Raw genomic sequence first — 15,497 nt, forward strand, 5'->3', positions numbered from 1 at the left:
GCGTGCAGCCGTGAGCCGGGCGGATGGATGGAAGCGATGAAGATACTTGTGGTGGAAGACGAGCTGAAAATAGCGGACTACCTCTACAAGGGGCTGACCGAGCAGGGCTGCAGCGTCGATCTCGCGCATGACGGGCTCGACGGCCAGCACCTGGCGCTCGAAATCGACTACGACGTCATCGTGCTCGACCAGATGCTGCCCGGCCTCGACGGCCTGACCCTGCTGCAGTCGCTGCGCGCCGTGAAGGACACGCCCGTCATCATGCTCACCGCGCGCGACCGCGTCGAAGACCGTGTGCGCGGTTTGCAGGCCGGCGCCGACGACTATCTCATCAAGCCTTTCTCGTTCATGGAACTGCTGGCGCGGCTGCAGGTGTTGACGCGCCGCGGCCGCCGGCAGGAGACGACCCAGATCCGCGTTGGGGACCTGACGATTGACCTGGTTGCGCGCAAGGCATTCCGGCAGGGTGCCAGGATCGATCTCACCGCCAAGGAGTTCATGCTGCTCACGGTGCTCGCGCGCCACCAGGGAGAGGTCCTCTCCAAGACCGCGATTGCCGAACTGGTATGGGATGTGAATTTCGATACCAGTGCCAATGTGGTCGAAGTCGCCATCAAGCGCCTGCGCGCCAAGATCGACACGCCATTCGGCGGCGGGCTGCTGCACACGGTGCGCGGCATGGGCTACGTCCTTGAAGAGCGTCCGGCCTGATGAACCCCGCGCGCTCCATTGCAGGGCGCCTGGCGGCGTTGTTCGCCGCGGCAGCGCTGATCGTGTTTTCCCTGTTCGGTTTCGTGCTCGACCGCGAACTGACGGTCGCGCTGCGGCGCCAGCAGGTCGAGCAGCTCGATACCAAATTCCAGGACATCGAATACATCCTGAAACGCATCCGTTCGCCGGATCAGTGGGTGCGCATCCACGCCAAGCTCGATGCGCTCACGCCGCCCGACCGCAGCACGCGCTACTGGATTTTGAGCGATGATCCGCACATCCGCTATGGCGAGTCGCTGGCCGAGATCGCCGGATTCAGCCAGGGCAGCGGCCGGGTTGGAGAACTGCGCATCGGCGACCGGCCCGAACCTTTTCTGATCCGCAGTGCCTACTTCCCGGCCAACGATCTGCACCCGGCGCTGCGCTTCATCGTCGGCATCGACTCCGAATCCTACGTGCGGACGCAGCGCGCGTTCCGCTCCGTCCTGCTGGCCTGTGTCGCCTTTGGCGTGCCGCTAGGCGCGCTGATCGGCTACCTGATCACGCATCTCGGCCTGGTGCCCCTGAAGCGCCTGTCGCGCGAAGCCCGCGCCCTGAGCCCAAGCACGCTGTCGCAGCGCCTGATGGTCACCGACCTTCCCGAGGAACTGGCCGACCTGTCGCAGTCGTTCAACGGCGCGCTCGACCGCGTCGAAGCCGCCTATGAACAGCTCGAGAGCTTTAATGCCGACGTGACGCATGAACTGCGCACGCCGCTGACCAACCTGATCGGGCAGACGCAGGTCGCGCTGTCGCGCCAGCGCAGCGCCGACGATCTGGTCGAGGTGCTGCAGTCCAACCTCGAGGATCTCGAACGGCTGCGCGGCATCGTCAATGACATGCTGTTCCTCGCACGCGCGGATCAGGGCGAGCGTCCGCAGCACCTGTTGCCGGCCTCGCTGGCCGCGGAAGTGGAGAAGAGCGCGGAGTTCCTCGACTTCCTGGTGGAAGAAGCCGGCGTGCGCATTCGCGTGCAGGGCGATGCCTTGGCGCCGATCGAGCGCTCCCTGTTCCGGCGAGCGGTCACTAACCTGCTGCACAACGCCATCCGCCATGCGGACACGGATTCGGAAATTCTCGTTCAACTCACTTCGGACGCCAGCTGCGCGCGTATTGCGGTATCCAACCACGGCCCGGAAATCCCGTCCGAACATCTCACGCGCCTGTTCGACCGCTTCTACCGCGTCGACATGGCGCGCGCCAACAGCGGCGAGAGCCACGGGCTCGGCCTAGCCATCGTCAAGGCCGTGGCAGCGATGCACTCCGGAAGTGTATTTGCGACCAGCGAGGATGGCGTGACGACGATCGGGTTTTCGGTGTCGGCTGCCCTATGACAACCGATGCGCGTTTTCGTTCTTGAAAGAACTCCTGACAACAGTTGTCGCTGGCAAGTAACACGTTTCATCCGTCTGCGAAAATCCGCTTCGCTTACGCTTTCTGTGCCGCTATAGTCGTTCATTGAAACCCATGGTCTGTCGACAGTCCGACGGATTGCGGCTGGGGTAATACATCCTGTTTTTCCCGGCCTGTTATCTGACGCCTGCAGCGACGGCCATGGCTATCCCCGGGGTTCACATCCCTCATTTTTATTCTTTGAGATTTAGACAAACTGCATTACAGCGTCGCGCTCAGGCTGACACAGTACCTAAGGTACTGCCACGGAATAAATTGCACATTTATTTCGGTTATGGCGCGCGCACTGCGGCGTAAGGTACGCCTTGCATTGCACCCCGCCATGCCCGGCAAAATGCACACGCTATTCCTTGGCAGGTCCTGAAGGCCTGATGCGGCTTCGCGGACGCGGAGGAATTCCACATGAAACTTTCCAACCTCAAGATCGGTACCCGCCTCTACGGCGGCTTCAGTGCGGTCGTATTGCTGATGATCATCCTGCTGTCAGTGGCGTATGCGAACTTTTCGCGCCTTGGCCAGGCCAACTTCATGAACATCCACACCTATCAGGTGCTAGAGGAAGTCAAAGGAATGCTCTCCAGCCTGATTGATATTGAAACCGGCCAGCGCGGTTTTTCTCTTAGCGGAAGAGATTCCTCGCTGGAGCCGCTGAAGGCGGGCGAGAATGACTTCAAGGTGCACTGGGACAAAGCCAGGTCGCTGACATCGGACAACCCGAAGCAGCAGGAACGTCTGACACAGCTTTTTGCCGCGCAGCAGAAGTGGATGAGTGACGCCATCGATCCTGCGATCGCCTTGCGGCGTGACATCGAATCCGGCAAGGCGAAAATGGATGCGGTCGTGGAACTGGAACGCGCCGCCAAGGGAAAGCAGGCGATGGATTCCATGCGTGTGCTGATTGCCGATCTTGACAAGGAAGAGCGGCAGCTCTTGGGTGTGCGGGCAAAGGATGCGCAAGACTTGCAGTCGCTCACCGGCAGTACCATGATCGGCGGTGGAATGCTCGGCATGGTGCTGGCGGCAGTGCTTGCCGTATGGCTCACTCGTAACATTACCCGTCCCATGTCTGATGCGGTGGAAATGGCAAGGCGCGTCGCCAAGGGCGACCTGACCGCGCATATCAACACGACCGCAACTGATGAAACCGGGCAGCTGATCGGTGCGCTGTGCGACATGAATGAGAGCCTGGCGCGCATCGTGGCTGAAGTCCGTCGTGGCACCGACCAGATTTTCGCGGCGTCGAGCCAGATCTCCGACGGCAACATGGATCTCTCCTCGCGTACCGAGCAGCAGGCAAGCTCACTGGAAGAGACAGCGTCCTCGATGGAAGAGCTGACCTCGACCGTGCAGCAGAATGCCGAAAATGCGCGCCAGGCCAACACGCTCGCGATGTCAACATCCCAGATTGCCCAGAGAGGCGGCGCGGTGGTGTCCGAAGTGGTGAGCACGATGGGTGCGATCAACGAGTCGGCAAAGAAGATTGTGGACATCATCGCGGTCATCGATGGCATCGCCTTTCAGACCAACATCCTCGCGCTGAATGCAGCGGTTGAGGCGGCACGCGCTGGTGATCAGGGCAGGGGCTTTGCTGTTGTGGCAGCGGAAGTGCGCAACCTAGCGCAACGCAGCGCTGCCGCCGCCAGGGAAATCAAGGCATTGATCGGCGATTCGGTGGAAAAGGTGGATGCCGGCAGCAAGCTGGTCGATCAGGCCGGTACCACGATGGAAGAAGTGGTTTCCAGCGTCAAGCATGTGGCCGGCATCATTGCCGAGATTGCGGCAGCCAGCGACGAACAGCGCAACGGCATCGAGCAGGTCAATCAGGCCATCACGCAGATGGACAATGTCACCCAGCAGAATGCCGCGCTGGTGGAAGAAGCGGCCGCGGCAGCCGGCGCCATGCAAGACCAGGCTTCCAGCCTGGCAGAAATGGTCGCGCTGTTCACGATCGATTCCACGCAGCTTTCAAATTATGCCGGTGCAGGTGGTGTACTCGGCGGACCGCAAATGTCCCAGCGTGCCCGTGCCATTCCTGCGTCCCAATCATCAGCATCGCGTGAGCGCAAAGCGAAGGCTCTGAAGTCCTTGCAGCAGGCAAAAACAACGGTCGCCAGGAACCCGCTCGTGCCGAGGAATGTGTCTATGGCGAAGGCCACCGCCACGGCAGGCGACGACTGGCAAGAGTTCTGACCTGCAAATTCTCTGGCGTTTGAAAAGACCGGGAATCGGAGCGCAACATTCAACGTGAACTCGCCCGGAAGTCGCTGGGCGTTGTTCCGGTCCATTTCTTGAATGCCTGCCGGAAGTTCGGCGCGTCGCTGAACCCGAGCGACGCGGCGATGTCCTCGGTGCTCATGCGGGTCTTGCGCAGATAGTCCATGGCGAGCTGCTTGCGCACGTTGTTGAGAATGGCCTGATACGACGTGTCCTGCGCCTGTAGCTTGCGGCGCAGGGTGCGCGACGTCATGTGCAACTGACGCGCGACGGTCTCAATGTCCGGGAAGCGGCCGGGTTGCACCATCAGCATGTTGAACACCTTGCCGGCCATGCCGGACGCGGCCTTCAATTCGGTCAGCATCTGGTCGCAGGTCTGGCGCACAACGGCGGCGGTGGCGGGATTAGCGAAGGCGAGCTGCTGCTCCAGCAAATCATGGCTGAAGCGCAGCTGGTTGTGATCCTGGCCGAAGCGCACCGGGCAGCCCAGCAAATCCTGATAGGCAGGCGCATGGCGTGGTGCCGCATAAGTCACGCGAACCTCCGTCGGCGTGACCGGCCGGCCGAAGATGTCGCCGTGCACCGACAACTGCGTTCCTAGCTGGAATTCGAGCACGAACCGGAACAGCTCGCTGCGCGCGCCGAGTGACAGCACATCCGAAAATTCCCAGAAAGCGTCACGCTCCGTTTCCTCAAAGCGCAGGCCGAGCAGGGTAGCGGCCAGGGCGCGGTACTTGATGGCGAAGTCGATCGCGTCGCGCGGCGTAGGGCTGCTGAGCAGGGCATAGCCGTACATGCCGAAGTGGGTGATGCGAATGCGCTTTCCCGCCTTGATCGCGACGCCCGGATCATGCGAGAGACGCAGGGCATTCTCATACACCGTCAGCAACTGGCGCGGCGCCACGCGCGTGGCAGGCGCATACAACTGCTCCGGTTCGATGCCGCTGCCCTCGAGCAGCCGCGACGCGGCGACGCCTTCTTCCTGCAGAAGTTCGGCCAGGGCAGCTATCTTGTGTGGCGGTTCGATGCGGTCATCGATGTCCGGAAATCGGCGCTCCATGTCGGTCCAGTTCTCTAACAGGCTGTTGAAAAACTACTGCGCGGGCCGATCTTGGGGCCTCCGGTGCTCGGCGTACCACTCGTACGCGTGCGCTCCTCGCGCCTACGCGGCCCGCCTACAATCTCGGCCCGCTCGCTACGTTTTTCAACAGCCTGCTACGTTATGTCCAGGCTCGTTGCAGGAAAGTATTGGCCTGTGCGGGGCAGTCTAGCATGAAATGTCCGATTTCAACCCCTCCATCCCTTTCGCAACTTGATACCGCGAGCAAAGACGTCTGCGCAGGGCATCAGGCCGCTGCGACGCATAGACCACAGGTGACAAATGTCCGGAATTAACCTGTTTGTGTTGTGCGAGTTAAAGCACAATCAGCACATAAAACAATTCCTACACGAGGAGACAACATGACGGCTCGCGACCCGAGGTGCCGGCGATGATGCATATCGACCAGGTACGCCTCAATTTCAACCCGCACGCGTTGCTGGCCCTTAACCTCATCCTGGCGCTCGTGATGTTTGGCGTGGCGCTGGACTTGAAGCTGTCGGATTTCCGGCAGGCGCTGCGTACGCCCAAGGCGCTGGCCATCGGGCTGTTCGGGCATCACATCCTGTTCCCGGCCGGGACTTTCCTTCTGATACGGCTCATCGATCCGCTGCCGTCGATCGCGCTCGGCATGCTGCTGGTATCGTCCTGTCCCGCCGGCCATATCTCCAACTTCTTTACACACCGCGCTGGCGGCAATGCCGCGCTGTCGGTATCCATCAGCACGCTCTCGACGGTGGCGGCGATCTTCATGATGCCGCTCAACGTCGCCTTCTGGGCCGGCCAGGACGCTGGCATGCGCGCCATCATGCATGATTTCTCGCTCGATCCGATCGCCATGCTGACCGAGGTGGGCATGTTGCTCGGCGTTCCCCTGGTGGCCGGCCTGCTCATCTCGCACCGGATGCCTCGGCTGGCGGCGCGCATGCTCAAGCCGATGCGCATTTTCTCGCTCGGCGTGTTCGCTGTCTTCGTGACCGGCGCGCTGCTCGCCAACTGGAAGTTCTTCCTCGCCTATGGTGCGATGGTGGTCGGCATCGTGTTCGTGCACAACGCCTGCGCGCTCGGCAGCGGTTACGGCCTGGCCAGACTGTTCGGGCTGGCGAAGCGTGATTGCCGTGCCGTGGCGTTCGAGACCGGCATCCAGAATTCCGGCCTTGGCCTGGTCCTGATCTTCAACTTCTTCGGCGGCTTGGGCGGCATGGCCATCGTCACCGCATGGTGGGGTATCTGGCACATCATTGCCGGCATGGCATTGTCGACCTACTGGATGAAAAAGCCGCTGCTGGCGGCAAAGGCGGGTGCATGAACGGCACTTCGATACTCGTGACCGGCGCCGACGGCTACCTGGGGCGGCAGCTCATCGTGCGCCTCGCAGACGCCCGTGCGGCTGGCACCGTGAGCACCATCGTCGCCACCGACGTGCGCCTGACGCCGCCTGCGCTGCAACGACCGGGCGTGACCTACTTGCAAGCGGATATCCGTGACGGCGGGCTGGCCGATATATTGCGCTCGCATTGCATCGATACAGTAGTGCACCTCGCCTCCATCGTTACCCCTGGCAAAAAGAGCAATCGCGCTTTCGAATACAGCGTGGATGTGGAGGGCACGCGTAATGTGCTGGAGGCTTGCGTCAAGGCCGGCGTGCGCCAGGTCATTGTTTCCTCCAGCGGCGCTGCATACGGCTACCATGCCGACAATCCGGCCTGGCTGACGGAGCAGGATCCCGTGCGCGGCAACGAAGAGTTTGCCTACTCCTGGCACAAGCGGCTGGTGGAGGAGATGCTCGCCGATTATCGTCGCAAGCATCCGCAACTCACGCAAACGATCTTCCGCATCGGCACCATTCTCGGAGCCACCGTTCGCAATCAGATCACCGACCTGTTCGACAAGCCGCGGCTGATTGCCATCCGCGGATCGGACAGTCCCTTCGTGTTCATCTGGGACCAGGATGTGGTCGGCGCCTTCCTGCGGGCGATCGAGAGCGGCAAAGGCGGTATCTACAACCTCGCCGGAGATGGCGCCTTGTCCATCTACCAGCTTGCGAAACAACTCTCCAAGCCGGTCGTATCCTTGCCGGCCGGCCTGATCGCCTTTGCGCTGCGCATCCTCAAAGCGCTTGGCCTCACGCAATACGGCCCGGAGCAAGTGAATTTCCTGCGCTATCGCCCCGTTCTCGACAACAGGCGATTGAAGGAGGAATTCGGCTACACGCCGGCCAAGACCTCGGCCGAGGTGTTTGATTACTGGCTGCAGGCGCGCTCCGCGCGCAAACACTGAAAGACGCCATGGATTACGCTGGAAAAGTGGTGGTCATCACTGGCGCGGCAGGCGGATTGGGCCTGGCGCTTTCCGAACAATTCCTCGCAGCAGGGGCCTGTGTCGCTCTGCTCGACATGAACGCTTCAGCGGTGCACTCGGCGGCAGAACGTCTTCTGTTGACCGCACCCGGCCGCGCCCTCGCCATTCCCTGTGATATAAGCGACGCCGCAGCGTGCCAGCAAGCGATCTCAGCGATCATTGCCCACTGGGGCGGGATCGATGTGCTGGTCAACAATGCCGGCATTGCACACCGCTCCCTGCTGTGCGATACCGATATCGCCGTGCTGCGCAAGGTCATGGCTGTGAATTTCTTCGGCGCCGTCCAGTGCACCCATGCGGCGCTGCATTCGCTGCGTGCGCGCCGGGGGCAGATCGTCGTCATCTCCAGCATCGCAGGTTTTTCACCGCTATTCGGCCGTACCGGCTACAGCGCCAGCAAGCACGCCTTGCATGGATTCTTCGACAGCCTGCGCAGTGAAGTCGAAGACGACGGCGTCGATGTCACCATCGTTTGCCCGGCATTTATCGCCACTGGCATCGAGCGCGCCGCCCTCGGTGGAGACGGCGGACGGGCGACCCTGCCGCGCAATGCCGTCGGCGGCGAAATGTCTCCGCACGACATGGCGGCGCGCATCCTGGCAGCAGTGCGCCGCCGGCAACGCCTTTACCTGCCGACGTCGCTGGCGAGGCTCGCATGGTGGGCCAGCCGCCTGGTTCCAGCCTGGTTCGCGCGGCAGATGAAGCGTCGCGCCGCGCCATCCCGCTCTTCAATCACTGATCAGCCTTGAACATGCCATGAAATACACGATCCGCCATTACCTTGCGCTCGCAGCATGCGGCGCGCTCATTGCACCGGCTGCGGCCGCCATCATCACCGTCACCGACGAGGCCGGCAAGCCCGTGGCTGCGGCGATGGTGACGCAGACCGCGGCGCGCCCTGCGCCACGGGACACCTCCGACCACGGCTACCAACAACCCGGCAAGCCGGAAGTGGTGGATATCGATGTCACCGGATTCACCGGCAATGCGGGGACGGTCGAGATTTCCAGTCGAATGGCCGATTCCCGTTACCGCGTCCGCAAGCCTGGATTCCGGGACGCGGTGACCGATGCACCGGCAGGGCAGGCGGAGGTGCGGATCACCCTGCAGGCCGAGACCGATCCCGTCAAGCTGGCCGACGCGAAGCCGGCCAATGCATGGCTGGGCATGCTCAAGGTAGGCGACGCCACAGCGAAGAAGCACTTCCAGATGCAGTGCGCCTTTTGTCACCAGCAAGGCAATGCCTTCACCCGGGCGGAAAGGTCGCCGGAGGAATGGAGCAAGACCATCGAACGCATGATTCGCTACGGCTCGCGCTTGCCGACGGATCTGCAGAAATCGCTGCCGGCTGTTCTTTCGGCTGAATACCGCCGCTTGCGCGAGCATCCGGAATTGATCACGGGCGGCGTGTCGTGGAAGGACAAGCTCGACAAGACCTTGATCACCGAATGGCCGCTCGGCAACGCCATGTCGCAGACGCACGATATGCTGATTGCGTCTAATCGCCTGGTCTACGTCGCCGACAATATCCAGGATCGCCTGTACGAGGTGAACACCGCCACCAACGCGGTGACGGTCTACAAGATTCCGCACAGGCCGGACGATGAACCGGGCGGCCTTATCGCAGGGCGGCTGAAGACATTCCCGAGCCATGACGATACGTCGAATGCGCATTCGCTGGCCGAGTCGCCGCGCGACGGGCACATCTTCATCACGCCGTCGGCGCAGCGCCGGCTGGTCGAGTTCGACCCGGCCACCAAGGCCTTTACCTTGCATGAAATCGGCGCGGGCTTTTATCCGCACACGATACGCGTCGATGCCAAAGACAACGTCTGGTTCACGCTGGCCTTGTCGAACCAGGTCGCGAAGTACGATCGCGCCGCCGACAAGTTCACGCTCTATGATCTGCCGGCACGCAGCCTTAAGGAACGGCTCACGGCGGCGTCGATCGGCGTCATGTTCAAACTGATGAACTGGGGCTTGCCCTTGTCAAAATGGATGCCGGTGGACTGGGCGGCCACCGGCACACCGCTTCCCTATGGCATCGACATCACGCCGGACGGAACGGTGTGGTTCGCGCGCCTGCATACGCAGGAAATCGGCAAGATCGATCCGGCCAGCGGCAAGGTCACGATGATTCCCACGCCATTCATCGGCCCGCGTCGCCTGCGTGCGGATGCGCAGGGCAACCTGTGGATCGTGGCTTTCGCCGAGTCGAAGATCGCACGCTATTCACCGGCCACCGGCAAGTTCTCCTTGTTCGATCTGCCGGTCGAACCGAAAGGCAGCGAGGCGCCGTATTCGCTCAATGTCGACAAGCAGCGCGGCATCGTCTGGGTGAATGGCAACCAGTCGGATGCACTGTTCGGCTTCGACATCAAGACGGAAACCTGGCGCACGATTCCGCTGCCGCGGCGCACGACCTTCACCCGCGACATTGAGATCGACAACGACGGCACGCTCTACACCTCGAATTCGAACTTCCCCAGCTGGCATATCGAAGGCGGCCAACCAACATTGATCAGGGTCCAGCAACGATGAACATGTACAGCCATTCAGAGGAGGCCGCATGATCGCTCGTCATTGGGCCTTCTTCGTGTCCTGCCTGCTGGCATTCACCGGCGGCCACATCATCAACTACTCGGTGATCATGTACGCGCAAGAAGTGCTGCGCTCGGACGTGCTGGCCGGGGTAGGTTTCGGCCTGTGCTTCGGCCCGCCGCTTCTGCTTGGCTGGTACGCGGGCGTGCTGTGCGACCGCCTCGCGCCGACCCGCATCATCCATGCTGCACAAGCCGTGTTCGTGCTCGCTGCAGTGCTCATGGCGTACGGCGACCACTTCATTGCCGATCCGGCACTGCGGGCACCTGTTTTTCTTTCCGCCGCGTTGTGTGCCGGCATCGGCTGGTCCTTCGTTGCGCCGGCGCGAATGACGGCGCTCGGCCAGATCGTGGACGCGACAGCATTGCGGCGCGCCTCGCTCATATTCAATCTGCTGGTCATGCTCGGATTCGGCCTCGGGCCGCTGGCGATTTCGGTATGCCGCCTATATATCGGCTGGCAGGCGGCATTCGCGCTTGCCGTTGCGCTGTTCGTCGTCGGGTCGGCGCTGTTGTTTCACGTATCGACAAGCGTTACCGGCAAGCCACCCCGGCCGGTCCTGCGCGACATCCTTGATGGCTTGGGCGCGGTGCGCCGCGACCCCTTGCTTGCGCAATTGCTCGTGACAGCCATGTTCGGTTACATGCTCATGGGCCCGATGCAGGTGATCCTGCCCAAGCTCACACGCACGACGCTAGGCATGGGTGAACTGGGGCGGGGTGCCTTCCTCGGCACGCTTGCACCGGCGCTCATTGCCGGCGGCCTGCTGTGCATGCTGATCGCGCGGTGCCTGCCGCACGGGAAGACTGTATTTGCCGCCTGCGCGCTCTCCGGCCTGCTGTTTGCGGGGATGGGGCGCACTACGAACCCGTCAGTCGCCTTCGTGCTGCTGGCGCTTGTCGGCCTGCTGGGTGGCGTAGCCATCAGCCTGATCGTCACGGCGATCCAGGAAAATGTCGATGAGAAGGTGCGCGGCCGCGTACTGAGCATGTACACCGTCATCTCCCAAGTCATGCCGGCGCTGTCAGGCCTTGCAGCAGGAGCGCTCACGCAGGCATTGGATGCGCAACGGGCGATCCTGGTCGTCGGAGGCGTGCTGGCGCTGGCGGCGCTGGTCAACGCGACGTGGATGCCGGCGTTGCGCAGCTACCGCGGTCACTGAAGTCGCCAACCGGCATCCGCATCAGGCCGCCTCTGCAAGGGCGCGTGCATCACGATGCTGCCGCCCTGCCACAACGCAGCGCTGCTGCAGGAATGCACGAAGAATGGCCTGCTCCACCTTCACCCTGTCGTTGGGCCTGCAGCTGTAGCGCAGGACCAGCGTGGCTTCATGCGCGTGGTTCAATTCCATGAGTACGCGCGGTTCCGCCGAGGGCAGGTTGACCAGATCGCGCGATTCGAGCTGCTTCAGATGGTGGTCGGCATCGGCCAGCCACGGGAAGCATACCTCCCTTGCGGCCTTGAGCAAGGTCTTCTCCAACGCCAGCAGATCCTCGGAGGGAATGACGGCAATGCTCAGCAGGTTGATGACGTAGGCGCCGGTCGCCGTGAGGTTCTTCACCGGATGGGTCAGCAGCAGCGAATTGGGAAGCACCGCAGTGCGCCCCGTGAGCTGATGCCCTTCGAGCGTTTCGGCAATCGTCGTTACCAGCAGGTCGGTATCGAGTACGCGTCCGGTCGCCTCTCCCATCTCGATGAAGTCACCGACGCGATAAGGTCTTGAGATCGCGAGCATCGCTGATCCCAGCACATTGGAGAGGAACTCCTTGCTGACGATCAGGACGGCACCGGCGACAGCGGCCAGCGAAAGTGCGGCGCCGGCGATCTTGGTGGCCCAGATGGAGCCTACGGCGAGCAGCGTGGCGCCGATGATCAGGTTCTTGGCGAGCACCAGGTTGCCTCGCCGGTGCTCGACATCGAGCATGCTGGAGCTGCTCAACCTTGCACGCTTTTTCGAGATGCGCCACAGTATCGCCGCGATGCTGATCGAGGCAAGGGTGGCGATCATGCGGCCCGGTTCGGTATGTGCGAATGCATTTAACAGGGCGGATAGCTGCGGCCAATTCATGATGTCTTCGCCTCTCTGAATAGGGTGTGTGCGTGTCAACGCCGATGCGCAAGCTGCAGCATGCACACGTCACACACTTGTTGTTGGTGGGTCGCTGCCGTCGATGCATGACACAAGGCCAATGTTGTCGAACGGAAGCCTTGTTTAAGATGGGACGGGGAGGAAATAGTTCAGCCGGAGCATGCCGGATGACGTTGTGCATCCGGTATCCGCTTGCTATGCCGATCAGAGCGGCTTGGCGAACAGGCCGACCGTCAGCGCGATGCCAATGCAAACGATCGCGATGCGCAGCAGTTTTTCATTGACGCGATGAAGTGCCCATGAGCCGAGCAGGCCACCGACGATTGCGCCGGCGCCGAGGGTGATGGCTTCCAGCCAGTGGAGTTGGGGAGAGGTGAGGAACAAGACCACAGCGGAGGCATTCATCACGCCAGCCAGCACGTTTTTCGTTGCGCCGGCATTGCGGGTCGGCAGTCCGGCCATGGTGAGCGCGGCGATCATCAGGATACCGATGCCGCCGCCGAAGTAGCCGCCATAGATCGCGATCAGAAACTGGGCGAACGCCGTTGCGGCCGGCCCGAGGTGCATGCCGGTGTCGCCCTGCCGGCGGAAGAAGCTGCCCCAGGCAAACAAGGCAGTCGCAAACAGGACGAGCCATGGCACCAGGCGGGCGAACACGGTAGGAGAGGTTTTGAGCAGGAGCAGTCCTCCCAGCGCACCACCCAGGATGCTGATCACGAATAGTGCCCAGAAGGGCAACTTGCCGACCCCCGTGACTAGTTTCCGGCCAGCGAGACCGGTGGTCACTTGTCCCGGAAAGAGGGCGACGGTGGAGGTGATGTTGGCCGCCAGCGGTGTCATGCCGGACAGGATCAGGGCTGGCAGTGTCACGAACGAGCCGCCGCCGGCGAGAGAGTTTTGCAGACCGGCCCACAGGCCGGCGACGAGTATGAGCAGGAACAGCACGACGAATCCCGGAATCTTTGCGCAGGGACGTCATGGTAGCCGAAGTCGCCCGGCCTTGCCCGTAACCCGAATGGTTCGTCGCGAAAAGTAACCAATCGTTAAACTTTCTTGAAAAATGGGAAAATTTCCCGTAAATTGCTCGGGCCGCACCTTTTGCCGTGCGAATGGAGGCTGATTTATGTGGACCCGCTTTTCTCGCAGGCTGATGTTCGGCCTGATTCTCCTGGCCGGACTCCTGACGAGCGCCATGGCCGACGACTTCCTCGAACCGGAACAGGCCTTTGCGTTCTCGGCGAAGGCCATCGACAAGCAAACGGTGCGGCTGCACTGGGACATCGCGCCCGGCTATCACCTGTACCGCGATCGCCTGCAGGTGCAGTCGGCATCGAAGGAGGCCCAGTGGGAACCCCTCTCGCTGCCGGTCGGTAAAGACAGCTTCGACGCCAACTTCAACAAGACCATGGTGATCTATGAGGGCACGCTCGATGTCGATCTGCATGTCGTCAAGGCAGGCGGATCGACCCCTGTCACCGTTGAATGGCAGGGGTGTGCGGATGCGGGGCTGTGCTATCCGCCGGCTAACGCCAGCGTCGATCTTGCAGGCCTGGGGATCACCGCTTTAGGTAATCCGCCCGCAGCACCCACATCGCAAACAGCCACGCCGTCAAGTCAAGCCGCGCCCGCAACCGATTCGATCGCCTCGACGCTAGCCTCCGGCAGTCTCTTGCGCACGATCGGTATGTTCTGGCTGGCAGGCCTGTTGCTGTCGTTCACACCATGCGTGCTGCCGATGGTGCCCATCCTGTCCTCGTTGATCGCCGGTCAGTCCGGCACGGTCAGTCGTGGCAAGGGCTTCATGTTGGCCCTGGCGTATTCGCTCGGCATGGCACTGGTGTATGCCGCATTCGGCGTGGCAGCCGGCCTCGCCGGCGAAGGGCTTGCCGCCGCGCTGCAGAATCCCTGGGTGCTCGGCGCCTTTGCACTTCTCCTGACGGCGCTTGCCCTGTCGATGTTCGGTTTCTACGAGCTGCAAATGCCGAGCGCAATACAGAGCCGCGCGTCCGGATGGTCCAACAGGTTCCAGGGCGGCTCGTTCGTCGGCGTTTTCCTGATGGGCGGCGTCTCGGCGCTCGTCGTCGGGCCCTGTGTCGCAGCGCCGCTGGCGGGTGCGCTGGTATATATCGCGCAGACACATGATGTCTTGCTGGGCGGTTCAGCCTTGTTCGCGATGGCGCTCGGGATGGGCGTGCCGCTGCTGCTGGTCGGGCTGTCTGCAGGCAGCCTGCTGCCGCGCGCCGGTGCATGGATGGAGCGCGTCAAGCAATTGTTCGGGATGATGCTGCTTGGCGTGGCGATCTGGATGGTGTCGCCGGTGGTGCCGGCTGCGGTGCACATGCTGTTGTGGGCAGCATGGTTGCTGGCGGCTGCCGCGCTGCTTGGCGTGTTCGGTGCAACGACACAGCACAAGGCAGGTCCGCCGGTTGCTGCGCGCGCGGCAGGTGCAGGCCTGGCGGCAGTGGCGATGGTGCTGTTGGTGGGAGCGGCGTCGGGCGGGCAGTCCGTGCTGCAACCGCTGGCGCACCTCCGGCCGGTAGCGGGTAGTGCTGGGGTATCCGCCAATACTGCGGTCGCGCACGACGGCCTGCAGTTCGAGCGTGTGGCCGATACGCAGGCACTGGATGCCGCACTGGCGCAGGCGCAACAAGCGGGCCAGCCTGTCATGCTGGACTTCTATGCGGATTGGTGTGTGTCCTGCAAGGAATTCGAGAACTTCACGTTCAGCGATCCCGAGGTGCGGAAACGCTTGAGCAAGGTACGCCTGCTGCAGGCTGATGTGACGAACAACAGCGCTGAACAGAAAGCCCTGCTCAAGCGCTTCAGCCTGTTCGGCCCGCCAGCGATTATTTTCTTTGATGGCGCGCCGGGCTCTCGCGTGACGCACAAGGTGATCGGCTATCAGCCGCCGAAGGACTTCCTCGCTTCACTGGCGACCGCAGCCATTCGCTGATCTCCCGGCGCATCGGG

General features: G+C 62.3%; 12 protein-coding genes. 9 read left to right on the plus strand and 3 right to left on the minus strand.

Going from position 1 to position 15,497, the window contains the following annotated elements:
* The first annotated feature begins 36 nt into the window (after nucleotides 1-36).
* The 3 genes from VJ698_RS04090 (at nucleotide 37) to VJ698_RS04100 (ending at nucleotide 4,353) form a co-directional block, all read left to right on the plus strand.
* Nucleotides 37-711 (plus strand): heavy metal response regulator transcription factor, encoded by a 675-nt coding sequence (locus tag VJ698_RS04090; RefSeq protein WP_324101411.1) that lies wholly within the window; start codon nucleotides 37-39, stop codon nucleotides 709-711.
* Entirely contained in the window at nucleotides 711-2,084 is a 1,374-nt protein-coding gene (locus VJ698_RS04095) for a heavy metal sensor histidine kinase (RefSeq protein WP_324101412.1), read from the plus strand. The genes VJ698_RS04090 and VJ698_RS04095 overlap by 1 nt, the downstream gene beginning before the upstream one ends.
* A 481-nt stretch (nucleotides 2,085-2,565) precedes the next feature.
* Nucleotides 2,566-4,353 carry a methyl-accepting chemotaxis protein gene (locus VJ698_RS04100; protein ID WP_324101413.1) on the plus strand — a complete coding sequence of 596 codons (1,788 nt, stop codon included), beginning with the start codon at nucleotides 2,566-2,568 and terminating at the stop codon, nucleotides 4,351-4,353.
* 49 nt (nucleotides 4,354-4,402) lie between these two features.
* Here VJ698_RS04100 and VJ698_RS04105 read toward each other — a convergent pair whose 3' ends face one another.
* The gene (locus VJ698_RS04105; RefSeq protein ID WP_324101414.1) at nucleotides 4,403-5,437 is read right to left on the minus strand and encodes an AraC family transcriptional regulator; all 1,035 of its coding nucleotides are present in this window, start codon (nucleotides 5,435-5,437) and stop codon (nucleotides 4,403-4,405) included.
* A 430-nt stretch (nucleotides 5,438-5,867) separates the two neighbouring features.
* On the opposite strand from VJ698_RS04105, the gene VJ698_RS04110 reads away from it, so the two are divergent.
* From VJ698_RS04110 to VJ698_RS04130, 5 genes are read left to right on the plus strand one after another with little or no spacing between them, the layout of a single operon-like run.
* Complete coding sequence (locus VJ698_RS04110; protein WP_324101415.1) at nucleotides 5,868-6,785, plus strand: bile acid:sodium symporter family protein; 918 nt, start codon at nucleotides 5,868-5,870, stop codon at nucleotides 6,783-6,785.
* Nucleotides 6,782-7,756 carry an SDR family oxidoreductase gene (locus VJ698_RS04115; RefSeq protein WP_324101416.1) on the plus strand — a complete coding sequence of 325 codons (975 nt, stop codon included), beginning with the start codon at nucleotides 6,782-6,784 and terminating at the stop codon, nucleotides 7,754-7,756. The genes VJ698_RS04110 and VJ698_RS04115 overlap by 4 nt, the downstream gene beginning before the upstream one ends.
* Before the next feature lie 8 nt (nucleotides 7,757-7,764).
* Complete coding sequence (locus VJ698_RS04120; protein ID WP_324101417.1) at nucleotides 7,765-8,586, plus strand: SDR family oxidoreductase; 822 nt, start codon at nucleotides 7,765-7,767, stop codon at nucleotides 8,584-8,586.
* 7 nt (nucleotides 8,587-8,593) lie between these two features.
* Nucleotides 8,594-10,378, plus strand: coding sequence for a virginiamycin B lyase family protein (locus VJ698_RS04125; protein ID WP_324101418.1), 1,785 nt, complete (start codon nucleotides 8,594-8,596; stop codon nucleotides 10,376-10,378).
* Nucleotides 10,379-10,406: 28 nt separating this feature from the next.
* Complete coding sequence (locus VJ698_RS04130) at nucleotides 10,407-11,600, plus strand: MFS transporter (RefSeq protein WP_324101420.1); 1,194 nt, start codon at nucleotides 10,407-10,409, stop codon at nucleotides 11,598-11,600.
* Between the two features lie 21 nt (nucleotides 11,601-11,621).
* On the opposite strand, the gene VJ698_RS04135 is transcribed toward VJ698_RS04130, so the two are convergent.
* Together VJ698_RS04135 and VJ698_RS04140 are read right to left on the minus strand one after the other, a co-directional pair.
* On the minus strand, nucleotides 11,622-12,506 hold the full coding sequence (locus tag VJ698_RS04135) for a mechanosensitive ion channel family protein (protein ID WP_324101421.1): 885 nt from the start codon (nucleotides 12,504-12,506) through the stop codon (nucleotides 11,622-11,624).
* Between the two features lie 225 nt (nucleotides 12,507-12,731).
* Nucleotides 12,732-13,469 carry a sulfite exporter TauE/SafE family protein gene (locus VJ698_RS04140; RefSeq protein WP_324101493.1) on the minus strand — a complete coding sequence of 246 codons (738 nt, stop codon included), beginning with the start codon at nucleotides 13,467-13,469 and terminating at the stop codon, nucleotides 12,732-12,734.
* Nucleotides 13,470-13,650: 181 nt separating this feature from the next.
* On the opposite strand from VJ698_RS04140, the gene dsbD reads away from it, so the two are divergent.
* Nucleotides 13,651-15,480, plus strand: a complete 1,830-nt coding sequence (gene dsbD, locus VJ698_RS04145; RefSeq protein WP_324101422.1) for a protein-disulfide reductase DsbD — start codon at nucleotides 13,651-13,653, stop codon at nucleotides 15,478-15,480.
* The last annotated feature ends 17 nt before the right edge of the window (nucleotides 15,481-15,497 follow it).

Source organism: Noviherbaspirillum sp. (genome assembly GCF_035254685.1).
In the GTDB taxonomy this organism is placed as follows: Bacteria; Pseudomonadota; Gammaproteobacteria; order Burkholderiales; family Burkholderiaceae_D; genus Noviherbaspirillum.

Bases quoted from the DNA above. Each gene is read 5' to 3' on its own strand.
- VJ698_RS04120 (WP_324101417.1), top strand. From the start codon at position 7,765: ATGGATTACGCTGGAAAAGTGGTGGTCATCACTGGCGCGGCAGGCGGA.
- VJ698_RS04095 (WP_324101412.1), top strand. From the start codon at position 711: ATGAACCCCGCGCGCTCCATTGCAGGGCGCCTGGCGGCGTTGTTCGCC.
- VJ698_RS04130 (WP_324101420.1), top strand. From the start codon at position 10,407: ATGATCGCTCGTCATTGGGCCTTCTTCGTGTCCTGCCTGCTGGCATTC.
- VJ698_RS04105 (WP_324101414.1), bottom strand. From the start codon at position 5,437: ATGGAGCGCCGATTTCCGGACATCGATGACCGCATCGAACCGCCACAC.
- VJ698_RS04100 (WP_324101413.1), top strand. From the start codon at position 2,566: ATGAAACTTTCCAACCTCAAGATCGGTACCCGCCTCTACGGCGGCTTC.
- VJ698_RS04115 (WP_324101416.1), top strand. From the start codon at position 6,782: ATGAACGGCACTTCGATACTCGTGACCGGCGCCGACGGCTACCTGGGG.
- VJ698_RS04125 (WP_324101418.1), top strand. From the start codon at position 8,594: ATGAAATACACGATCCGCCATTACCTTGCGCTCGCAGCATGCGGCGCG.
- VJ698_RS04090 (WP_324101411.1), top strand. From the start codon at position 37: ATGAAGATACTTGTGGTGGAAGACGAGCTGAAAATAGCGGACTACCTC.
- VJ698_RS04135 (WP_324101421.1), bottom strand. From the start codon at position 12,506: ATGAATTGGCCGCAGCTATCCGCCCTGTTAAATGCATTCGCACATACC.
- dsbD (WP_324101422.1), top strand. From the start codon at position 13,651: ATGTGGACCCGCTTTTCTCGCAGGCTGATGTTCGGCCTGATTCTCCTG.
- VJ698_RS04110 (WP_324101415.1), top strand. From the start codon at position 5,868: ATGATGCATATCGACCAGGTACGCCTCAATTTCAACCCGCACGCGTTG.